Raw genomic sequence first — 20318 nt, 5'->3', positions numbered from 1 at the left:
ATGTGTTCAATTCCTTTTATGAAAAAATACACCGGATAGAGAAAAGGATTAATTCTGTTTCAAGCAAAAGGGTTGAAAAGTTCATAGTTATTTGGATTATATCAACCCTGATTCTTCTGGGGTATAGTGTTTTTAATCTTGACTTTATGTCTGTTTGGTGGAGAACCATTCTGTTACTCGCTTTACTACTTTTTCTCTTTAGCTATTTTATCATATTAGGCTATAAACAATACAAAAGGAAGCACACTAAAGAAGCTATAAACCTCCCCAATACCTCCGATTCCGTTTTGAATATAAACCAAACGGAGATCCTGATAAACTTCCTGAAAAAATGGTTTAGCTCACCAAAGGGTTCTGATGCCCTGGAAAATGACCTGAAAAATCTTTTGGGATTAAATCTGGCAAACATAGAAGATGGTGGCCTGATCTCCGAGGCCAATAAAAAAATAGACATTGGAAGGATTCTTTTTCAAATCGCTCATATCGGAATTTGGGACGAAGAGGATGTAAAAAAGATTTACGGCAAGAGTATCATTTCCCATAACCGGAGCATCAACGCTTTTAAGGACAATACTTTCAACGATCACAAAAACAGCTTAAAAGAGAAGAAAAAGCTCTATATCAAAGATAGTATTGATATCCCCAAAATATTAGGTATTAAGAGACCTCCCCTTTGATCTAATTGTTTTTACTTGTTTATTTTGGTTTTTAATCCTCCATGTTATATTATACTATAATTTTGTTTTCAGGAATTCTACAAGCTGCCAATATGGATAAAATACCTTATACGCAGTTCTTTATGAACGAATTAATTTCTCAGTTAATGCTAGTAAACATAACAACTCAAATAATTCGCCAAATAATTATGATTATCAGGACCTTTCATACACCTCCTTATACGAAATCCAATAATTATCGTAGTTTTATATTGTACAGTTTTTTAAGAATCAGCACAGTAGTATCCTAAAATTATGTACAACCGGGTGAATCCCGGTTAAAGTCGGTAGTTCAATCCACATTTGTTCATGAAGTTATACATCAAATACATGGTAAGTTTAAGATGTAAACTCCTTGTCAGACAGGAGTTGGAAAAACTAGGCCTACATCATATCAGTATTGAACTTGGCATGGTTGAAATTAAAGAGGAGATCACCGAAGAGCAAAAACAGGGACTGAAATCAAACCTGGCCGCATCGGGCCTGGAATTGCTGGATGACAAAAAAAGTATTCTGGTCGATAAAATAAAGAGTGTCATTATAGAAATGATACACTACGCCGAAGAAATCCCCAAAGGAAATTATTCTGATTACATTAGTGAAAAACTCGGTTATAATTACATTTATTTATCCAATCTGTTTTCAGAGGTCAAAGGCATTACCATACAGCATTTTATTATCAAGCACAAAATAGAAAAAGCAAAAGAACTTATACTTTACGACGAATTAAACCTTACCGAAATCTCGTATAGACTGCATTACAGTAGTGTTGCCCACCTGTCTAACCAATTCAAGAAAATTACCGGACATTCTCCCTCATTTTATAAAAAACTGGGAAAAAAAAGAAAGGATACACTGGAAAACCTGTGACATCTATAACTTTCTGTTTTAGTTGTGTAACATATTATATTGTATTAGTGTCATCTTTGTATCAGTACAATGAAGTACTCACTAAAATTACAGTATCATGGAAAACAGGAATAAACAAGCAAGTGAACTTTTTAAAGTTCAAGGTGATTGGGGAAAACAATCCAAGGCCTTACAAGAAAAATATCCTAGTCTTACCAGCGAAGATGTAAAGTTTGAAACCGGTAAAGAGGCGGATTTGTTCAAAAGACTTGAAACCCGGTTAGAAAAAAACCGCAATGAGGTTATTAGCATTTTAAAAACAACCCATCAGGCTTGTTCTTAATAGTACCAGGGTCAGTTAAAATCTGACTCACCTGAAAAGAGCAGTCCTTGAGGAAGCTGTTCTTTTCTTGTTTCCCAAAACTGTAATAATATAGGCAGTTCTGTAACACAAGCCATGTTACTTTCCTTAATTTTTCCGGAAAAGATATATTAACAATTTAACAAGTTAGGATCATGTCAAAAGAAAAAAAAGACAAACAAAAAAACAGTAAGACCCCGGCATCGAAAACAGCAAAAGAAAAAAAACAGGCCAAGGCGGAGAAAAAAAGAGCTAAATAGTACGAATAGCCACATGCAACAAAAAGTACCAGACCATGGAAAATCCAGAATTCAAAAAATCAATTGCTTTCAGAATTAAGGACAAGCTCAATTATATATCAAATACCATAGTCACAAAATATATTCTGAATGAAAAGACCGGAAATATCATGGTCATGGCCATAGACTATGGTAAAGTTTATATTCCTAAGACAACACCTTTTTCAACATTCGTACAGGTTATTGAAGGAGAAGCCGAAGTTGTTATTAATGAACAATCGATCTATTTACAAAATGGCGATTGTATGATTATTCCGGGAAGCACCCCCCACACCATAGAAGCCAATCAAAGGTTTAAAATGCTTTCGGTCATTCTAAAAAGTGGTTATGATGAATAGAAGTATAATCCAAAGACAAAAAAGCCATGAATAATTTATTTAAAACAGGAGATGTAGTCTGTGCCAAAATAAACCCAACGCAGCCTCTGGTAGTCAGGGTTTTTGCAAGAGGGGTTTACTATTGCGATGTAAAAAACCATCCTGAAGAGAAAGAACAGGTTTATTTCGAAAGGGAAATAAAGGTTTTCAGCGAATCACAGACTTTATAAACGTAATCATGTAATTTCGAAACCTCTGCATGTACTACGCAAGTTCAATAATTATCTGTCTTCAGAACCTACAACCATTAAAGTCAATAAATGGAAAATTCCTAATTCAATGGTTTTTTTCCTTTCCATCCTTAAACAGGTAGCAAAAAACTCAGGAGACAATTCATGCCGCCCCGTAATACAAGATATTCTTAAGGTTTTAATTAGGAATAGCAAAAAATTATGCTTACCTTGTATCTTATATAAAATATAGTTCTGCGGTCAGCGTTTTCTGCTCTTTTATTGAATGCTTCTCTCTTCTGTATTTTACATAGCGATAGTGCACTAAACATTTACAAGCTGAATTTAAAAGATCCCGGACATAGGACAGGTGATGTTTTCTTATGTCTTCGTAGGAATTCAGGATGAAACAAATATTAATTTCCCTACTTTTTCCCGGACTTTCCGTCTTTTCCTGCGACAGGGCTAAAAAAGTTTTAGCTCCGTCTTCCGGTTAATGACAACAAGCTACAAAAAAGGCTGCGGCTTAAAAATACCATATTATGAATACCTTGAAATTTTCAGCAAACAAACGTTCGGACTTCTCCAGAACATTGAGGAAGAGGGTAAACGCTTACTTTAAAACCCACAACATCAGCAAACATGCCAACAAAAGCATGGTTAGCAAAACGGCGATCATGCTTTTAGCTTTCTTTGCTCCCCTGGTCCTTATAAACACCGGCATCATTCATCATGCATTTCTGCTCTTTGTCCTGTATGTAATCAGCGGATTGGGCATGGCAGGGATAGGAATGGGCGTCATGCACGATGCCATTCACGGTTCTTACTCCAAACACCGGAAAGTAAACAAGTGCCTGGGTTATACCATGAATCTCATAGGCGCCAATGCCACGGTATGGAAAATACAGCACAATGTGTTACACCATACCTACACCAACATTCAGCAGGCGGACGATGACATCAATGTTCCGTTCTTCCTGAGGTTCTCACCGCATGCCAGGAAGCACTGGCTCCACAGGTTTCAGCATGTCTATGTATGGTTCTTTTACGGAATTTCCACCCTGATGTGGATCACTGCCAAAGATTTTGTAAGGCTTACCCGGTATAAAAACATGGGGCTGCTGAACCGGGAACAGAAATATAAAAAGGAACTCTTTAAACTGATTGGGTGGAAACTGCTTTATTATTCCTATGCACTGGTCCTGCCGCTTATTATGGTTCCCCTGTCGCCCTGGATCGTTATACTGGCTTTTTTGTGCATGCACGTGGTCACCGGCCTGTGGATAAGCAGTATTTTCCAGGTGGCCCATATCATGCCCGCCAACGAATATCCGCTGGCCGACAAGGACGGCGTTATAGAAAATGACTGGTTTCTCCATCAACTGGAAACGACCAGTAATTTTTCGCCCCGAAGCCGGTTCTTCTCCTGGCTCATAGGAGGCCTGAACTACCAGGTAGAGCATCATCTACTGCCTAATATATGCCATGTTCACTACAGGAAAATATCTCATATCGTTGCGAAAACGGCACATGAATACGGCCTTCCCTACCACATAAAAAAGACTTTTGTCTCTGCTATTGCAGATCACGTAAGAATGCTCCGGCGGTTGGGAAAAATAGAAATGACGATGGTATCGTCCTGATCTGTTTGTTTATCCTTTCAAACCATCAAATCCAATCGTTGGAAGGGGCATACTGCAATAAATGTCACAACGGTTTAAATTGTCCTTGTCATATTATTGTCAGGCCACCCGGTAAGCAGGGTGGTCTTTTTATTCCCATCCACACCATTGTTGTTTCCAATTGAAATTCAGCAATTTTAAATTCAGTAACTGTGATAGTCCGGCAAAATAAAAGTGCTTGTCACAACGGATATAGCCTTGTGGGGATCGATATAGACAATGTCACTCATGTGATTAATTCCAGACACCACGAACCCTTTGCAGTTACATTCACCGTATAGGAAGAACAGGTAGAACAAGAAAGCGAGGAATGGCCTATACATTTATTAACTAATCCGTTAAATCATTGTATTATAAAAAAGAAATGTATTGCTAAGACATGACATGGAAAATTACCTGCTCGCCGACAACTATCAATAAGTCTCTTTGATCTAATTGTTTTTACTTGTTTATTTCGGTTTTTAATCCTCCCTGTTATTTCATGCTATAATTTTGTTTTCAGGAATTTTACAAAAAGAAAACAAAGGCCTTTGTTCATTACTAATCTAAAAGTTATGACTAATGGACAATTTGGAATTATCAGAACGACTTGAAAGAATTGAAAAACTTCTTTCAGCAAGCAAGAGCGTACTAACCTTCACAGAGGCTTGTGATTACACAGGTATATCCAGAAGCTATATGTACAAACTGACCTCTACCGGAAATATTCCGCACTCCAAACCGAATAATAAGATGATATTTTTCGACAAGGAGAAGCTGGATAAATGGCTATTGCGTAATCACAAAAAATCGGAAAAAGATATCCAGGAAGAGGCTTTGGGCTATACGCTTAGAAATAAGCGATAGTTACTTTCCTATTGCTTTAAAATTCCGATCACAATATTACCATCGTTTGGCCAGACATATCAAACAGATCTTTACCAATTCACAGGTTTGTTTGATATGTTTCTCCTAATCTGCTTTTACTCCCAGCAGATTACATTGCTCTATATCGAAACTGAGACATAAACGAAAGCAGACAACCAAAAAAAATTATCCGGCTGAGTAAGAATTTCGAGATGTGTTTTTGTTGCCACAAAAACAATCTCGCTTTTGCTCCCGGAGGTCGCAAAAGAAAAATTTTAGATAGTACAAGAATACATGCTGAATCTATTTATTTCATATTCCGTTGGTACGAAAAAGCAAACATAACAAAAGCACGTATATCAAATTTCGCTGCACACAGTACGAAAAAAAGTTGCTGTATGTCAAAGCCAAAAGAGCCGGTTTGAGTATAAGTGCTTATTGTCGGAGGGCTGTTATGGAAGACCGAATCGTAGAACGGTTAACCGAAGAACAACTGGATGCCTATAAAATGCTGGTGCGGTATCACAACAACTTTAAACGTATTGCCAATATGTTCCGCAAACAAAACCCAAAACTGTCCGATGAAGTCATACAATTAGCCCGTGAGATAAAAACACACCTGTATAATTTTAAAAAATGATAGGTAAAGGCAAATCCATAGCACATACCCGGGCTTCCATGCAATACGGATGGAACCAGGAAAAGAATGCCGAAATTGTCTATACCCAAAACCTCTGCGGAGAGAACCCGAAAGAAGTCACTAAAGAATTTCAAATGATACAGCAAATGAATGTTCGTTGTGAAAAGAATACTTTAAGTTTTGTGCTTAGTCCCACTATCGAAGACGGCAGGACCCTAAGCCGGGAAGACCTGGAGGAACTCACCGATACCTTTATGAAAGAAATGGAATTGGGGGAGCGACAAGCCATTGCCTTTGTGCACCGAAATAAGGCACACACCCATATTCATCTGTATGTGAACCGGATTGATTTTCAGGGGAAGGCCTATAAAGACAACTATATTGGCAAACGCAGCCAGAGGGCTGCCGAAAGAACTGCACAGCAATTACAACTTACCACAGTTAAAGAGGTACAGCAGAGCAAGACTCAATCCCTGAAACACATCCGGAGAGAGATTAAACAGATACACGACCGGATCATACAGCAACACAGACCGAAAAGTTTTGATGAGTACATCACCCTGATGAAACGGCAACGGGTTTCAGTAATCCCAACTATCAATAAGCAAAACCAGTTACAGGGTTTCCGGTTTCAGTACAAGAACCATAACCTGAAAGGTAGCGAAGTACACCGGGAGATGTCCGGGGCAAAGTTAGGCCTGGCCTTATCCCGTAATCAACGGTTCGGACAGAAGCTAATGCAAAACAATCAGGTAAGCCTGATGGGAAAAGCCGTGGAGATTAGCGGAAATATGGCAGCAAAAGTAACCAAAGAATTGGCCAAACAAGTAGCTAAAAGAGTAAGAGACACAGGCTTTGAAATAGGATATTAAAAACAGTAATGTTATGGCTAAATTAGAAGAAATCGCAGAACTGCTCACCGAAGAAATCTACGGGTTTAATAAATCCATTGACCGATTGGAAGAGTTGTCGGAATACCTTGGGGATATAAAAGTCAGGGCAGACGCCACTAATATTGAACAACTGTTACAAAAACACTTCCACAAGCAAGAGGAAAACCTATCGGGGCAGAGCAGTAAACTGGATAAAGTTTATGAAACGATGGAAGACACCTATCTTCTTCCGCGATGGATTGTCATTCTATTTTTTGTATGTGTTGGAGTAACTTTTCTTTCGGTAGGTGCTGCTATTTTTTATTACCAAAAAAATGATAATACCAAGGAAACGATGACCCAGTATATCCGGCACTATAACAGTTTTTTTAAGGATACCCCGGAAGCTAAAAAGCTATACCAAGAATGGACAGACAAGGAAAAAAACCGCGCAAAATAGTATTAGTTCGGTAAGGATTTGGGGGCCTTTTGGGTATGGCCTTCCCTATGACCTGGGCAAAAAAGCTATCTATGGGCCATCCCTTTGTTTTATCTGGAAATTTAGGTCTATAAAATAAGAGAGCCCACGCGTTGTATATACTGTTCGTATTTAGTGAGTGTCATTGACCTCACCTTACGGGTGTACAAGCACCCTCTATAGACCTCTTAGTCTGTGATGAGTTCAATACCAGCTTTCTCGGCTTTGTACTTTATTTTTGCCATGAGTTCATAATAACTCCAGTTTCGCAATACAAATTCTTCCTCCTTAGCGATCCCGATCTTGTCCTCCTGATTTAATAAAATGAGCGTTCCTGCCTGATGTTTAATACAAAAATCGATCAATCTCCTGCTGTATATGTGTATACGATGATGCACATAATTACTTTCTGCACTGCGGAGTTTGTTCACGGCCTTTAATTTTCTTTCTGCCCCTTTGCCCGATCTGGAATGGGTCGCCCCGATCTGTGCCCTTTTCAGGGCCGCCTGTATGGCCAATCTTCTGTACAGGAACTCTTCCTTGGTGCCAATGGTAAGCCTGGTGTTAGCAGTCTTCACTACAATGGGATATTCAAGGGACAAAGAAGCCTCCGCTATCACTTCCGGTCTTAGGCCATGTTTTTCTTTTTCAATTTCAAAAACAGGCAGCCAGAAGATTTTGCCATCCTTTAGTTTGATATGGGAAGTACAAAGTTTGGTCTCCCCTTTTATCACCCGCTCCAATAGTCTTCGTTTGTCGGTGTAATCTTTTCTCAGGTAAGTACGAAAGGGAATTTGGAACAAACGAAAGCAAAAGACCTGTTTCTCCGTTTTAAAGGATAATCCGCTAAGGCACTCGGGGCCAAAGGGAAAAGCCATGTCCTTTCTAAAGTTCTTTAGCGAGCGTTCGCCTTTCCAGTATTCGGGCTTGTTTTTGTTAAAGGAGGCGATCAAGGTCCTATTCAGGTTGGACAATATGTTCGTAGGGATGTCCCCTTTAAAGCGATCTGATACCACGCGATAGGTCGTATTGATACGGGAGCGTTGCAAGATTCCTTGCTCGTCTTTTTTTTCGTCGGACAGTTTGTACTTTATGCCATCGGACAAATAAAAGAACTCCTTGATCATTTCCTGTACATACAAATGGGAAACAATAAGGTTAGCCGCTCTAAAACATCGGTTCTGCCACTGGTAGAGCTTATCCAGTTTTTCCTTCCGTTCTTCTTTAGTAGGTAGATCAACCAGTAACTGGATCTTTCGGGTGAGTTTCAGGGTAGACTTTTCCATACTAAGCAGATTCTAATTGTAGATTATGCTTCTCTTGCATGAGTTTATATGCGGCTACAAATTCTTTGTGAACTTCTTTTTGGGACAAGTTCAACTCTTCGGCAATCAATGCAAAGGAATACTTCTTGTTGCATCTGAGTTCCAATACCATTTCCTGTTCCTGGGACATTACATTCGGAGCCTTTACAGCATTAACAGGGGATTTTTGCTCATTCGCATGTGTACTTCCGTGATGGACGATGGTTTTAATGTCCTGGATAGCCCGCTTTACCTCGTTGCTGGTTTCGGTGATCCCTTTTCCCATAGCTTTGGCTATGGCTTTATACCGAAAGCCGTATTTTAAGCAGAGTTCAATTAAATGCCTTCTTTCTGCATTAAGCAGGGGCAATATGCTTTTGACCCGGTCGAAGGCCGTTTGCTTAGACTCCTGGTCTTCCAGGTTTTCAGACACACTTGCAGGATCGTACCCCGCCATATAGTCCTGGTAATTGTCGTAGTCCTCTAACGAATTGACTTTCCTGAAAAACTTATTCCTGGGTTTGGTGTAGTACGAAATACATTCCCTTCTCATCACAAACTTTAAGAAATAGAGAATATGCTCAGGTCTTTCTATCCTGTCCCTGAGCACCCATAACTTTAAAAAAGTATCCTGGACCAGGGATTCTACTACGAAATGGTCCTTTAGCATTCGATTACCGATCCAAAAGATGATTCCGCGATATTGCGCATAAATTTGTTCTAAAGCGGCAGGGTCGCCATTTTTTAATAATTCAAAATACTTTGGAAGGGGATTGTTTATACTTTTCATAGGGTATAAAGTTTTGCAAATAGTTTTTTTTTGGGAATACTTAGGGCAAAAGAATTCCCTTGCAAGACTTCATAGTGATCATATGCAGAAACCTTTGCTTTGGAGAAGAAGAGTTATTGAGAAAGCCCATGATAGAAAATGGATGGGCGTGGAACTCTACTTATCGAACAGGGGTACTGGCATACCTTACAGCGATAAAAGAGCCCACGCCCGGGTCGTGAGCAATCTTACTTATCCTCTCGCTGTAAATGAAAAGTGCCAGTTTTCCGTTCGAGATTCAAAGCAATTGCTTCCAATATTTTCTATTTGAAGAATTGCAAATTTATGTTAATCCATACAAATATAATAAAAAACTATAAACGGTAAGATATATCATACCATTATTTTTTAGGATAAGTAAGAAATTTATTGATTAAAATAAAATAAGAGTGACAGAAAAGGAAAAACTTGGGAAGTATTTATTAAAACTTAGGGAAAGAATTCCAAGTAAAGAGTATGATAAAGAACATATTTCCCAACAAGAACTCGCTGACAGTAATACCGGTTTAACCAAATTCTTCATAGGGACTGTTGAAAGAGGAGAAGCTAATCCTACCTTAGATAAATTGATTCTTTTAGCCAAGGCATTGGATTTAAAGACAATAACTCTACTTGAGTTAGAAATTAATGTAGATAAGTACATCAAAGAATTAGAGAAGAAATAAACCTCGCTGACGCTCGTTTAAGTAAAACGAAAACAAGTATCTTCCGTAAAAACGCGTTTATAACATTTTCCGTTGATCTCAAGTTCTGAATTTTCAAAATTAATCTTCTTTTATCTCCAACTACAAGTCCACCTCGGAGAAAGAGGAAACTTCAGCAACAGGAGCTTTCAAATTTCGTTTAACTACTCGATGCGGCCACACGTTGACATAAAGCCAATTATCTACGAAAATCCATCAACAAAATGGAATCTCAGAATATTACTTTACATTTTCTCGGTTTAGACATGAAAAATTCCATTCAATGGGCGAAAGATATAGCTGATTAGTATGACCCATTAATAGAAAAAGAAGATGAACTGTTAAAAGATGTAGACAAGGATACATTAAAACCTAAAAGGTGGGAATGGTACAGATATTAATTTCATGAATAAAATTGAAATGTATAGTATTTTTTCGAGTAATTAAGCAAAAATCACTATATTACTCGAAATTTTACTAAAGTTGAATTTCACTGATTTTATAAAAGAGCGGTTATCCTTTGAAGAATACGCTTTTACTTGGAACGAATTACTTCAGGCCAAAACAAATAAGTCGGACGTTTCAATTAGGAGCGAATTGTCTTATGCTATAAACAAAGGAGACATAATTCCTCTAAGGCAGCATTTTTATTTAATAATCCCTCCCCGATACTCTCGTCTTGGAAAATTACCTATAGAACTCTATATTGATAAATTATTTACTTATCTAAACAGACATTACTATTTAGGCTTATATTCTGCTGCTAAATTTTATGGAGCCAGCCATCAACAGATTCAAAAAGATTATATATTGCATGACAAATCTCCCCTATTATCTATTTCTAAAGATACAATAAAGTTGGATTTTTTCACTGTTTCCAATTGGCCACAAAAAAATATCTTGTCAAGAAAAGGAGATGCTGGAATGTTTAAAATATCCAGCCCTGGACTCACAGCCGTTGATTTGCTCCATCACCAAACCAAAATAGGAGGATTAAACAGAATGGTTTCTGTCATAGAAGAATTAATTGAAGAAATATCCCTTTCAGATATAAAAGATCTATTGTCCTGGTATCCACATAAAAGTGTACTACAACGATTGGGATTTTTATTAGATGAACTATCTCCCAATTCTGAGTCAGCAGAACTTATTTATGAACATCTGAAACATCAAAAATTTTACCCGGTATTATTAACTCCCAAACCCAAACAAAAAGCAGGCGCAGTAAATAACAGATGGAGAGTAGATGTAAATATTAAAATTGAAAGTGACTTATGATTCCAAGACCGGAAATAGCCAAATGGCAAATAAATGCCCCCTGGAAAGAATTTTCCCAAGTTGAGCAAGATCTTATAATAAGTAGAACCTTAATTGAAATTTTCTCTGATGATTTTCTTAGGGAGAATCTGGCCTTTCGTGGAGGTACGGCTCTTCATAAACTATATCTCAATCCTGCTCCCAGATATTCGGAAGATATAGACCTCGTTCAGATCAAACCGGGTCCTATAAAACCAATAATGCAACGTTTGGGAGAAGTAATCACTTTTTTTGAGGAAAAAAGAAGCACTAAAATAGGGGGACATGGAGCAAAAGCATTCTACAGGTTTACTTCGGAATATGAAAATATCAGACTCCGATTAAAACTTGAAATAAATTGTAAAGAGCACTTCAATATATTACCCTGGGTAGAATTTCCCTATGAAGTGGATAGTAACTGGTTTAAAGGTAAGACCAATATTCGCACCTATGACATACAAGAACTGTTAGGCACCAAACTCAGGGCATTATACCAACGCAACAAAGGGAGGGATCTTTTTGATTTGGACTATTCCAGGTTAAAGAAAGAACTTGATTATCCTTTGATTCTAAATTGCTTTAAAGAGTATATGAAATTTGCTGTTGGAAGATCTCCCAGTAGTAAAGAATTTCTAATGAATTTAGAAGAAAAAGAAAATGACCCTGATTTTAAAGGAGACATGGAGGCCTTACTACGACCGGAAATAAAGTACGATCAGTCGGCAGCTTTTGACTGGATAAAAAAAGAATTAGTCGATAAAATATAAACTACTTATGTCAGAAGAACACAAAAAACAACTCGAACAGCAGCTCTGGAATATAGCGAATACTCTCAGAGGCAAAATGAATGCCGATGAGTTTCGCGATTACATATTAGGCTTTATTTTCTATAAATACTTGGCCGAGAAAATGGAAATATATGCCGATTCCATTTTAAAACCGGATGGCATAAAATTTACAGATATTGACGAAAACACAGAGGAAGGTCAGGCTTATATACAAGCGATAAGAGAAGAGGCCTTAGAAAAATTGGGCTACTTCTTAAAACCTTCCGAATTGTTTTCTGCCATTGCAAAAAGAGGGAATCACAATACAGAAGAAAAATCTTTAAGTCAGGCAGCAGAACCTACAGAAACCTATAACACCAAGCACAATTTCATCTTAGAAGATCTACAGAAAATCCTAAATAATGTACAAAACAGCACCATGGGTACTGAGAGTGAGGAGGATTTTGACAATCTCTTTGAGGACATGGATCTTAACTCTACCAAATTAGGAAAGACACCGGAGGCACGTAACGGAATTATAGCCAAAGTATTGGCACACCTAGATAAAATAGATTTTGAATTAGAGCAAACAGAATTAGATGTATTGGGTGATGCTTACGAATACCTGATAGGAAAGTTTGCAAGTGGAGCCGGTAAAAAAGCCGGAGAATTCTATACACCCCAGGAAGTAAGTATGGTTTTAGCCAAATTGGTAACGGCCGGTAAAAAGAAACTGAAATCGGCATATGACCCAACTTGTGGTAGTGGGTCCTTATTGTTACGTGTAGCCAAAGAAGTAGAAGAAGTCAACAATTTTTACGGTCAGGAATTAAATCGTACTACTTACAATCTGGCACGTATGAATATGATTTTACATGATGTGCATTACCGTAAGTTTGACATTAAACAAGAAGACACCCTAGAACATCCACAACACTTAGAACACCGATTCGAAGCTATTGTTGCCAATCCACCATTTTCTGCCAAGTGGAGTGCCAACCAACTTTTTATGAGTGATGACCGCTTTAGTCAATATGGGAAATTGGCACCAAAAAGTAAAGCGGATTTTGCTTTCGTCCAGCACATGATCTATCAGCTTGACGAAAACGGTACTATGGCTATTGTTTTACCACATGGTGTGTTATTTAGAGGAAGTGCCGAAGGACACATAAGAGAATATCTGATTAAGGAGAAGAACTATTTGGATGCTGTAATTGGATTACCTGCAAATATCTTTTATGGAACGGGAATACCCACCTGCATTTTAGTATTCAAAAAATGTAGGGAAAACCCGGATGATATTTTATTCATTGATGCCAGTGAACATTATGAAAAAGTAAAAACCCAAAATGTACTGCGTCAAGAAGATATTGATAAAATTATTGAAACTTATATAGAACGTAAAACTGAAGATAAATACAGTTATGTTGCGAACCTTTCCGAAATTGAAGAAAATGACTATAACCTTAATATCCCTCGATATGTAGATACTTTTGAGGAAGAAGAGCCAGTTGACATTGATACAGTAATGGCAGAGATAAAAAACTTGGAGACCCAACGTGCAGAGTTGGACATGGAAATTGCAGGGTATTTTCAGGAATTGGGATTAAGTTTTTAACTTTTAAAATCCTTAATGTTTATAGCAAAGAAATTTATTTTATATAATGACACAAAAAAGTAAAGAAGGTCGTAACGTCCCCAATTTGAGATTTCCGGGGTTTGGCTATGAATGGACACAAACAACTCTCGAAGCATGCTCAGAATCTTTGGAATATGGAATGAATTCTGCTGCTATGACATTTGATGGAAAAAATAAATATATTAGAATTACAGATATAGACGAAGCTTCATCAAAATACAATCCTGATGTTCCTGTTTCTCCTGAAGGCGATTTGGAAGATAAATATCTTGTGAAGGAAAATGACATTCTATTTGCTAGAACAGGTGCAAGTACAGGCAAGAGTTACTTATACAATATTAATGATGGTAAACTATATTTCGCCGGATTTTTAATAAAAGTGAAAGTAAATCATTTAAATAATGCAAATTTCATTTTTAATCAAACCAAAACAGATCACTATCAAAGATGGGTTACTGTAATGTCTATGAGGTCAGGTCAGCCTGGAATTAATTCAAAAGAATATGCAAGTTTCAAATTTTGGGTTCCATCAAAATCTGAACAAGATAAAATAGCCTCTTTCTTCACAATAATTGACAAGAGAATTGAAGCCCAAAGCAAAATAATTGAAGATTATAAATTGCTAAAAAAAGGGTTAATGCAGAAAATCTTCAAACAAAAAATACGGTTTAAAGATAAGGATGGACAAGAGTTGCATGAGTGGGAAATAAAGAAACTGTCAAATCTTTGTGAACGTGTAAGTAGAAAGAATAAAGAGGATAATAAAAATGTACTTACTATATCTGCTCAACTTGGTTTAATTAACCAAGAAGAATATTTTAACACATCTGTTTCAGCTAAAAATGTGACTGGATATTATCTTTTAGAGAAAAATGAGTTTGCTTATAACAAAAGTTACTCTAAAGGTTATCCAATGGGTGCCGTTAAAAGGCTTAAAAAGTATGAGAAAGGTGTTGTTTCAACACTATATATATGCTTCGAATTTAACGCTGAAGTAAGTTTAGAATTTATGGAGCAGTATTTTGAATCTGGATTTCACAATCACGAATTATCAAAAGTAGCACAAGAAGGTGCTAGAAACCACGGTTTACTAAATATTGCTGTTGGAGATTTTTTTGCCACTAAACTGTTACTGCCTTCAAAACAAGAACAACAAAAAATAGCATCAACATTATCTGCTATTGACGACAAAATAGAGCTTGAGACTAAACTACTAGAGCAATTTAAGACTCAAAAGCAATACTTTTTACAAAACCTATTCATTTAAATTGCTTTTAGTAAAAAGCAAGTAGCAGGAGTGGAAAATGCCTACGTGGTAAAAGACGATATAGAAATAAGTTTTGGAAACATCATTCCTGTTTGTCTTTATGTATTAAATAAACAGGTTTTGTAGCAGATACTTTTTTTGTTGTTGATATTGCTCTAAAATGTATTTCTCTTTTTCTATTTTTTCATCAATGGACGAAAGGAAATTGGCGATTCTGATTTGCTCATCAATACAAGGTAAAGGGATTTTTATTTTTGAAAAATTTTCAAAAAATAAATATTGTCTTACACCTCCTTCACTATATCTTAATACGTCTTTTTTGAATGGAAAAGTTTCTAAGTACTGATATAAATACTCATCTTGTAGCTCTTCTTTGGTTTTAAAACAGACATATAGTGAGCTAACAATGACGTCCTCTAAATCTCTGCTATAACCAATGGAACCTACATTTATACGAGCTGGATTGTATGCAAAAGTATTTTTTTTGATTAACTTATAAAGGCTAATATCATAACCTCTATCATTACTATTCATTCCTTCAAATTGCTCATTTTGGGGTAAAAAGCCTTCTTTATTATTAATTGAATATATTGGGTATTGAATATTTTTTTTATTCTTGTTACCTGTTTTCGTAATTAATTTACCTAATTGAATTTTTGTCCACTCAGGAAATTTATTTCCATTATTACTTTTGAATCTTATTTTTTGTAAAAAAATCTTTTGCCTTAAACCAATCATTAAGGACTCAAAATTTTCAATTATTTTGCTTTGGGTTTGAATGCGTTGGTCTAACCTTGAAAGGAAGGAGGTGATTTTTTCCTGTTCTTTTTCTGAAGGGAAAGAGAGTTTTATATTAGAAATTCGTCTAGCACTTATACTCAACACTTTTGTTCCTTGTGCCTCTTTCTGGATTTGTAATCTAACGTTTTTTGATTTGAATAGATATCCATTAAACCCTTTAAAAAACAATCCTTGCTTTGGTCTTGCGAGAAGAGTATGCAGTCCTGAAAGCAATTTTTCATTATTTAAATTTAATATTTCAATACTTTTCCCAACATCAATCAAATCTTCGGAAGCATCAGCAAAAACAAGATCTCCTTCTTTACAATAATAATCATCAGAAATTCGATCTAGTGAGATATTCTTGTTCACATAGGGCACCTCTTCTCTGGTAATATCTAATAGGGTTTGAAATTTAGTATGAATATCACCGTAATGTATATTTTTAACTGCTCCATTATCATAATTTAAATCATTTCTTGAAAAGGAATTCGTCACCTTAAAATCCATTAGCCTTCCCAGCTTCTCTTTACACCAATCATCTTTATAATCCGGAAATCTCAAATTGGGGACATTTCCGAATCTTAATCCTTAAGGTTATAAAATCTCTTTTATTTTCCTTTGAGTTTTAAATCTTAAAATTCAAAAAATGACCAAACAAAAGACCATTTCAGAAATTACTACCTTATGGCAAGCTGACAAAAAGCAATATGTTAAAAAATCAAGTTTTTCGGCTTATGCATTATTGGTCGAGAACCACATACTCCCCTCTTTTGGCAACCATTATAACATTAATGAAGCAGAAGTACAGGCCTTTGTTTTCCGGAAATTAGAGCAAGGTCTCTGCCAGAAAACCATAAAAGATATTTTAATTGTTCTAAAGATGACACTTAAATTTGGTGCTAAGAACAATTGGTTGGACTACAAAGAGTTTGATATTCAGTTCCCAACGGTAAGAGAGAATCAAACGGTTGAAATTTTAAGTCGCACCCACCAAAAAAAGATTATGCAGCATGTACAGCAACATTTCACCTTTCGAAATCTGGGAGTTTATTTATGTTTAAGTACCGGTATGCGTATTGGTGAGGTATGTGCCCTAACCTGGGAAGATATTGATACAGAAAATGGCATCATTAACATCAATAAAACCATACAGCGTATTTACACTATTGAATCAGGTATTCGTAAAACAGAATTGATTCTGGACACTCCAAAAACCAAAAACTCCATCAGGGAAGTGCCCATGAATCGGGATTTGTTACGTATGTTAAAACCTATTAAAAAAGTAATGAATCCTAATTTTTTCGTATTAACTAACGAAGTCAAACCTACAGAACCAAGAACATACAGAAGTTATTATAAAAAGTTTATGCAGGAATTAGAAATGCCGGATCTTAAATTTCATGGTCTTAGGCATAGCTTCGCTACCAGGTGTATTGAAAGCAAATGCGATTACAAAACCGTAAGTGTATTATTAGGGCATTCTAACATCAGTACAACATTAAACTTATATGTTCACCCAAACATAGAACAAAAGAAAAAAGCTATTGATCAAATGTATCGTTCGTTGAAATGATATTTACTATTTTTAGCTTTTTAAACAACCAAGAATGTCAACTCAACCAGAACAGGTATTAGAAAAACAATTAATAGAGCAGCTTTCAACTATAGGATATACTAAAGTTAATATTCCGGATGAAGCTGCTTTATTAACCAATCTGAAGACTCAGTTAGAAAAACATAATGATATAACCTTTACAGAAAAAGAGTTTGAACGAGTTCTCAATATACTAAGCAAAGGTTCTGTTTTTGAAAAGGCCAAAACCCTACGAGAAAAACAGCATATTGTAAGGGATAATGGAGAAAATTTATATTTCGAGTTTTTAAATACAGAGCATTGGTGTCAAAACCAGTACCAGGTTACCCACCAGGTTACTATGGAGGGTTCATACAAAAACCGTTATGACGTTACCTTGTTAATCAATGGATTGCCATTGGTGCAGATAGAATTGAAGCGTAGAGGTTTGGAAATGAAAGAAGCCTTTAACCAAATAAACCGCTATCAACGACATTCATTTGGTGCTAAATCTGCTTTATTTCAATACGTACAGATATTTGTAATTAGTAATGGGGTTAATACAAAATATTACGCTAACAACAGGCATCAATCCTTTAAACAAACCTTTTATTGGACCAATAAAGAAAACAAACGCTTAACCAACATTCTTAATGGGTTTACCTCCGAGTTTTTAGAGCCTTGTCATATCTCAAAAATGATATGCAAGTACATTGTGCTAAATGAAACCCATAAAGTTTTAATGGTATTGCGCCCTTATCAATTCTATGCTGTAGAGGCTTTAATAGACAGAGTAAAGAACTCAACCAAAAATGGTTATATATGGCATACCACAGGCTCAGGAAAGACTTTAACCTCATTTAAGGCAAGCCAGATCATTATGAAAATGCCACAAGTTAAAAAAGTGGTGTTTGTGGTAGATAGAAAAGATTTGGATTACCAAACTACCAAAGAATTCAATAGTTTTTCTAAAGGTAGTATTGATGGTACAGATAATACAAGGGCATTGGTAAAGCAGTTCAGCGATGATACCAGAATCATTGTAACCACCATTCAGAAACTAAATACAGCCATCAGCAGAAAGAGCTACTTGGCAAAAATGGAACAACTTAAAGACGAACGGATTGTCTTTATTTTTGATGAGTGCCACCGTAGTCAATTTGGAGAAACCCATAACCGCATTAAGTCGTTTTTTAACAACCATCAAATGTTTGGTTTTACAGGCACGCCAATTTTTGCAGATAATGCCGTTAAAAACGAATTAGGAAAACGCACTACCAAAGAATTATTTGGTAAATGTTTACACAAATATGTGATTACAGATGCTATTAAGGACGAAAATGTGTTAAAGTTTTCTGTAGAATATGTAGGCAAGTATAAGCAAAAAGAATCTGCTACCGAAATAGATATTGAAGTAGAAGACATTGACCGCAAAGAATTAATGGAATCCCCTAAGCGATTGGAAAAAATTGCTGATTATATCATTGCTAATCACAACCGAAAAACACATAGTAAAGAATTTACGGCTATGTTTTGTGTTGGGAGCACTGACATGATAGTAAATTATTATGATATACTTCAGCGTAAAAAAGAAGAAGGTAAACACAACCTAAAAATAGCAACCATATTCAGCTATGTCGCAAACGAAGATGATGCGGATGCCAATGGCTATATTCCTGAAGAAGTTTCTGTAGTTGAGGAAGCTGCTGTCCTATACGGTATGAATGCCCACAAACGGGACAAATTGGAAAGTTATATAGGACATTATAACGAAATGTTTGGTTCTAACTTCTCTACCAAAGATAGCCAATCCTTTTACAACTATTACAACGATATCTCCAAGAAAGTAAAAGAACAAAAGATTGACGTACTGTTAGTCGTAAATATGTTCCTAACAGGCTTTGATAGTCCTACTTTAAACACTTTATATGTAGATAAAAATTTAAAGTACCACGGATTAATACAAGCCTATTCACGTACCAACAGAATAATAAACGAGCAGAAGTCACAAGGAAACATTGTTGTGTTCCGAAACCTTAAAAAAGCTACAGACCAAGCCATAACGCTATTTAGTAATAAGGAAGCCATAGAGGTTATTATAATGCAGCCCTATGAAGAGTATGTGCAGAAATTCAATGAAGCATTTATCAATTTACTCAAAATAACGCCAACAGTCAATAGTGTTAATGATTTAGTAAGTGAAGAAGACGAATTAGAATTTATCAAGGCATTTAGGGAATTGATGCGTCTCAAAAACATACTAACAACCTTTGCCAATTTCGACTGGGAAGATTTAGCCATGCATGAGCAATTGTTTAATGATTACAGAAGTAAATATTTAGATTTATGGCAAAAAACCAAACATGATTCTGCTAAAGAAAAAGTGTCAATTCTTAATGATGTAGATTTTGAGTTGGAACTGATTCATAGAGATGAAATTAACGTTACTTACATATTAAAGCTCTTAGCTGCATTGAAAGATGCTAAAGAATCAGAACAAGAAGCTAAGAAAAAAGAAATTGTCGATATCCTTTCTGGTGAAGCCAATTTGCGTAGTAAGCGTGAATTGATTGAAAAATTCATTCAAGAAAATTTACCTGTAATTGAAGATTCTGACGAGATTCCTCAAGAATTTGAAAAATTCTGGACAGAAGAACAAAAAATGGCATTCGATAAGTTTGTAAAAGAAGAAAACCTATCATCCCAAAAAACCCAGAAACTTATTGAAGATTACCTTTATGCCGAAAGAGAGCCATTACGTGACGAACTATTAGGCCTGATTGAAGGCGATAAACCCTCAGTTTTAAAACGTAAAACAATAGGTGACAGAATTTTGAGTAAAGTGATTAACTTTGTAGATACCTTTATCAATGGAATGGATAATTAA

Annotated in this window: 20 protein-coding genes; 17 read left to right on the top strand and 3 right to left on the bottom strand. The window is 36.1% G+C overall.

Features of this window, described 5'->3' with window-relative positions:
* Positions 1–146: 146 nt before the first annotated feature.
* The 10 genes from ED312_RS00950 to ED312_RS00905 all read left to right on the top strand — a co-directional run bounded on the left by ED312_RS00950 (position 147) and on the right by ED312_RS00905 (position 7272).
* Complete coding sequence (locus ED312_RS00950) at positions 147–677, top strand: hypothetical protein (protein WP_148044193.1); 531 nt, start codon at positions 147–149, stop codon at positions 675–677.
* A gap of 369 nt (positions 678–1046) precedes the next feature.
* Positions 1047–1586 carry a helix-turn-helix domain-containing protein gene (locus ED312_RS00945; RefSeq protein ID WP_240642972.1) on the top strand — a complete coding sequence of 180 codons (540 nt, stop codon included), beginning with the start codon at positions 1047–1049 and terminating at the stop codon, positions 1584–1586.
* A gap of 97 nt (positions 1587–1683) precedes the next feature.
* Positions 1684–1908 (top strand): hypothetical protein, encoded by a 225-nt coding sequence (locus tag ED312_RS00940; protein WP_123214109.1) that lies wholly within the window; start codon positions 1684–1686, stop codon positions 1906–1908.
* Between the two features lie 313 nt (positions 1909–2221).
* The gene (locus tag ED312_RS00935) at positions 2222–2563 is read left to right on the top strand and encodes a cupin domain-containing protein (protein ID WP_123214108.1); all 342 of its coding nucleotides are present in this window, start codon (positions 2222–2224) and stop codon (positions 2561–2563) included.
* 26 nt (positions 2564–2589) lie between these two features.
* On the top strand, positions 2590–2772 hold the full coding sequence (locus ED312_RS00930; RefSeq protein ID WP_123214107.1) for a hypothetical protein: 183 nt from the start codon (positions 2590–2592) through the stop codon (positions 2770–2772).
* A gap of 542 nt (positions 2773–3314) precedes the next feature.
* Positions 3315–4415: a fatty acid desaturase family protein gene (locus tag ED312_RS00925; RefSeq protein WP_170164421.1), complete on the top strand. Its 1101-nt coding sequence runs from the start codon at positions 3315–3317 to the stop codon at positions 4413–4415.
* 600 nt (positions 4416–5015) lie between these two features.
* Complete coding sequence (locus ED312_RS00920; protein WP_123214106.1) at positions 5016–5300, top strand: helix-turn-helix domain-containing protein; 285 nt, start codon at positions 5016–5018, stop codon at positions 5298–5300.
* A 322-nt stretch (positions 5301–5622) separates the two neighbouring features.
* A complete protein-coding gene (gene mbpA, locus ED312_RS24400; RefSeq protein ID WP_123214105.1) occupies positions 5623–5940 on the top strand; it encodes a mobilization protein MbpA in 318 nt (105 codons plus the stop codon).
* Positions 5937–6812 carry a relaxase/mobilization nuclease domain-containing protein gene (locus tag ED312_RS00910; RefSeq protein ID WP_123214104.1) on the top strand — a complete coding sequence of 292 codons (876 nt, stop codon included), beginning with the start codon at positions 5937–5939 and terminating at the stop codon, positions 6810–6812. Before mbpA ends, ED312_RS00910 begins: the two co-directional genes overlap by 4 nt.
* Before the next feature lie 13 nt (positions 6813–6825).
* Positions 6826–7272 (top strand): DUF6730 family protein, encoded by a 447-nt coding sequence (locus ED312_RS00905; RefSeq protein WP_123214103.1) that lies wholly within the window; start codon positions 6826–6828, stop codon positions 7270–7272.
* Positions 7273–7478: 206 nt separating this feature from the next.
* On the opposite strand, the gene ED312_RS00900 is transcribed toward ED312_RS00905, so the two are convergent.
* Both ED312_RS00900 and ED312_RS00895 read right to left on the bottom strand, forming a co-directional pair.
* Positions 7479–8576: a hypothetical protein gene (locus ED312_RS00900; protein WP_123214102.1), complete on the bottom strand. Its 1098-nt coding sequence runs from the start codon at positions 8574–8576 to the stop codon at positions 7479–7481.
* A gap of 1 nt (position 8577) precedes the next feature.
* Complete coding sequence (locus ED312_RS00895; protein WP_123214101.1) at positions 8578–9384, bottom strand: RNA polymerase sigma factor; 807 nt, start codon at positions 9382–9384, stop codon at positions 8578–8580.
* A 428-nt stretch (positions 9385–9812) separates the two neighbouring features.
* Here ED312_RS00895 and ED312_RS00885 point away from each other — a divergent pair, with 428 nt between their 5' ends.
* The 5 genes from ED312_RS00885 (at position 9813) to ED312_RS00865 (ending at position 15075) form a co-directional block, all read left to right on the top strand.
* Entirely contained in the window at positions 9813–10088 is a 276-nt protein-coding gene (locus ED312_RS00885; protein WP_123214099.1) for a helix-turn-helix domain-containing protein, read from the top strand.
* A gap of 501 nt (positions 10089–10589) precedes the next feature.
* Positions 10590–11384 carry a type IV toxin-antitoxin system AbiEi family antitoxin gene (locus tag ED312_RS00880; protein ID WP_123214098.1) on the top strand — a complete coding sequence of 265 codons (795 nt, stop codon included), beginning with the start codon at positions 10590–10592 and terminating at the stop codon, positions 11382–11384.
* Positions 11381–12169 (top strand): nucleotidyl transferase AbiEii/AbiGii toxin family protein, encoded by a 789-nt coding sequence (locus ED312_RS00875; RefSeq protein ID WP_123214097.1) that lies wholly within the window; start codon positions 11381–11383, stop codon positions 12167–12169. The genes ED312_RS00880 and ED312_RS00875 overlap by 4 nt, the downstream gene beginning before the upstream one ends.
* Before the next feature lie 7 nt (positions 12170–12176).
* Positions 12177–13787 (top strand): type I restriction-modification system subunit M, encoded by a 1611-nt coding sequence (locus ED312_RS00870; protein ID WP_123214096.1) that lies wholly within the window; start codon positions 12177–12179, stop codon positions 13785–13787.
* Between the two features lie 46 nt (positions 13788–13833).
* Entirely contained in the window at positions 13834–15075 is a 1242-nt protein-coding gene (locus tag ED312_RS00865; protein ID WP_123214095.1) for a restriction endonuclease subunit S, read from the top strand.
* A 105-nt stretch (positions 15076–15180) separates the two neighbouring features.
* Here ED312_RS00865 and ED312_RS00860 read toward each other — a convergent pair whose 3' ends face one another.
* Complete coding sequence (locus tag ED312_RS00860; protein ID WP_123214094.1) at positions 15181–16419, bottom strand: restriction endonuclease subunit S; 1239 nt, start codon at positions 16417–16419, stop codon at positions 15181–15183.
* Between the two features lie 85 nt (positions 16420–16504).
* Between ED312_RS00860 and ED312_RS00855 the strand changes: the two genes are divergently transcribed.
* Positions 16505–17431, top strand: a complete 927-nt coding sequence (locus tag ED312_RS00855; protein ID WP_123214093.1) for a tyrosine-type recombinase/integrase — start codon at positions 16505–16507, stop codon at positions 17429–17431.
* Positions 17432–17465: 34 nt separating this feature from the next.
* The gene (locus ED312_RS00850; protein ID WP_123214092.1) at positions 17466–20318 is read left to right on the top strand and encodes a type I restriction endonuclease subunit R; all 2853 of its coding nucleotides are present in this window, start codon (positions 17466–17468) and stop codon (positions 20316–20318) included.

It is taken from the genome of Sinomicrobium pectinilyticum (genome assembly GCF_003725735.1).
In the GTDB taxonomy this organism is placed as follows: domain Bacteria; phylum Bacteroidota; class Bacteroidia; order Flavobacteriales; family Flavobacteriaceae; genus Sinomicrobium; species Sinomicrobium pectinilyticum.
Note: the sequence above shows the minus strand (reverse complement) of the source record. Positions and strands in the feature narration are given on the sequence as shown.

Bases quoted from the DNA above. Each gene is read 5' to 3' on its own strand.
- ED312_RS00905 (WP_123214103.1), top strand. From the start codon at position 6,826: ATGGCTAAATTAGAAGAAATCGCAGAACTGCTCACCGAAGAAATCTAC.
- ED312_RS00950 (WP_148044193.1), top strand. From the start codon at position 147: ATGTCTGTTTGGTGGAGAACCATTCTGTTACTCGCTTTACTACTTTTT.
- ED312_RS00850 (WP_123214092.1), top strand. From the start codon at position 17,466: ATGTCAACTCAACCAGAACAGGTATTAGAAAAACAATTAATAGAGCAG.
- ED312_RS00870 (WP_123214096.1), top strand. From the start codon at position 12,177: ATGTCAGAAGAACACAAAAAACAACTCGAACAGCAGCTCTGGAATATA.
- ED312_RS00945 (WP_240642972.1), top strand. From the start codon at position 1,047: ATGGTAAGTTTAAGATGTAAACTCCTTGTCAGACAGGAGTTGGAAAAA.
- ED312_RS00930 (WP_123214107.1), top strand. From the start codon at position 2,590: ATGAATAATTTATTTAAAACAGGAGATGTAGTCTGTGCCAAAATAAAC.
- ED312_RS00910 (WP_123214104.1), top strand. From the start codon at position 5,937: ATGATAGGTAAAGGCAAATCCATAGCACATACCCGGGCTTCCATGCAA.
- ED312_RS00865 (WP_123214095.1), top strand. From the start codon at position 13,834: ATGACACAAAAAAGTAAAGAAGGTCGTAACGTCCCCAATTTGAGATTT.
- ED312_RS00940 (WP_123214109.1), top strand. From the start codon at position 1,684: ATGGAAAACAGGAATAAACAAGCAAGTGAACTTTTTAAAGTTCAAGGT.
- ED312_RS00925 (WP_170164421.1), top strand. From the start codon at position 3,315: ATGAATACCTTGAAATTTTCAGCAAACAAACGTTCGGACTTCTCCAGA.
- ED312_RS00920 (WP_123214106.1), top strand. From the start codon at position 5,016: ATGGACAATTTGGAATTATCAGAACGACTTGAAAGAATTGAAAAACTT.
- ED312_RS00855 (WP_123214093.1), top strand. From the start codon at position 16,505: ATGACCAAACAAAAGACCATTTCAGAAATTACTACCTTATGGCAAGCT.
- ED312_RS00895 (WP_123214101.1), bottom strand. From the start codon at position 9,384: ATGAAAAGTATAAACAATCCCCTTCCAAAGTATTTTGAATTATTAAAA.
- ED312_RS00900 (WP_123214102.1), bottom strand. From the start codon at position 8,576: ATGGAAAAGTCTACCCTGAAACTCACCCGAAAGATCCAGTTACTGGTT.
- ED312_RS00875 (WP_123214097.1), top strand. From the start codon at position 11,381: ATGATTCCAAGACCGGAAATAGCCAAATGGCAAATAAATGCCCCCTGG.
- ED312_RS00935 (WP_123214108.1), top strand. From the start codon at position 2,222: ATGGAAAATCCAGAATTCAAAAAATCAATTGCTTTCAGAATTAAGGAC.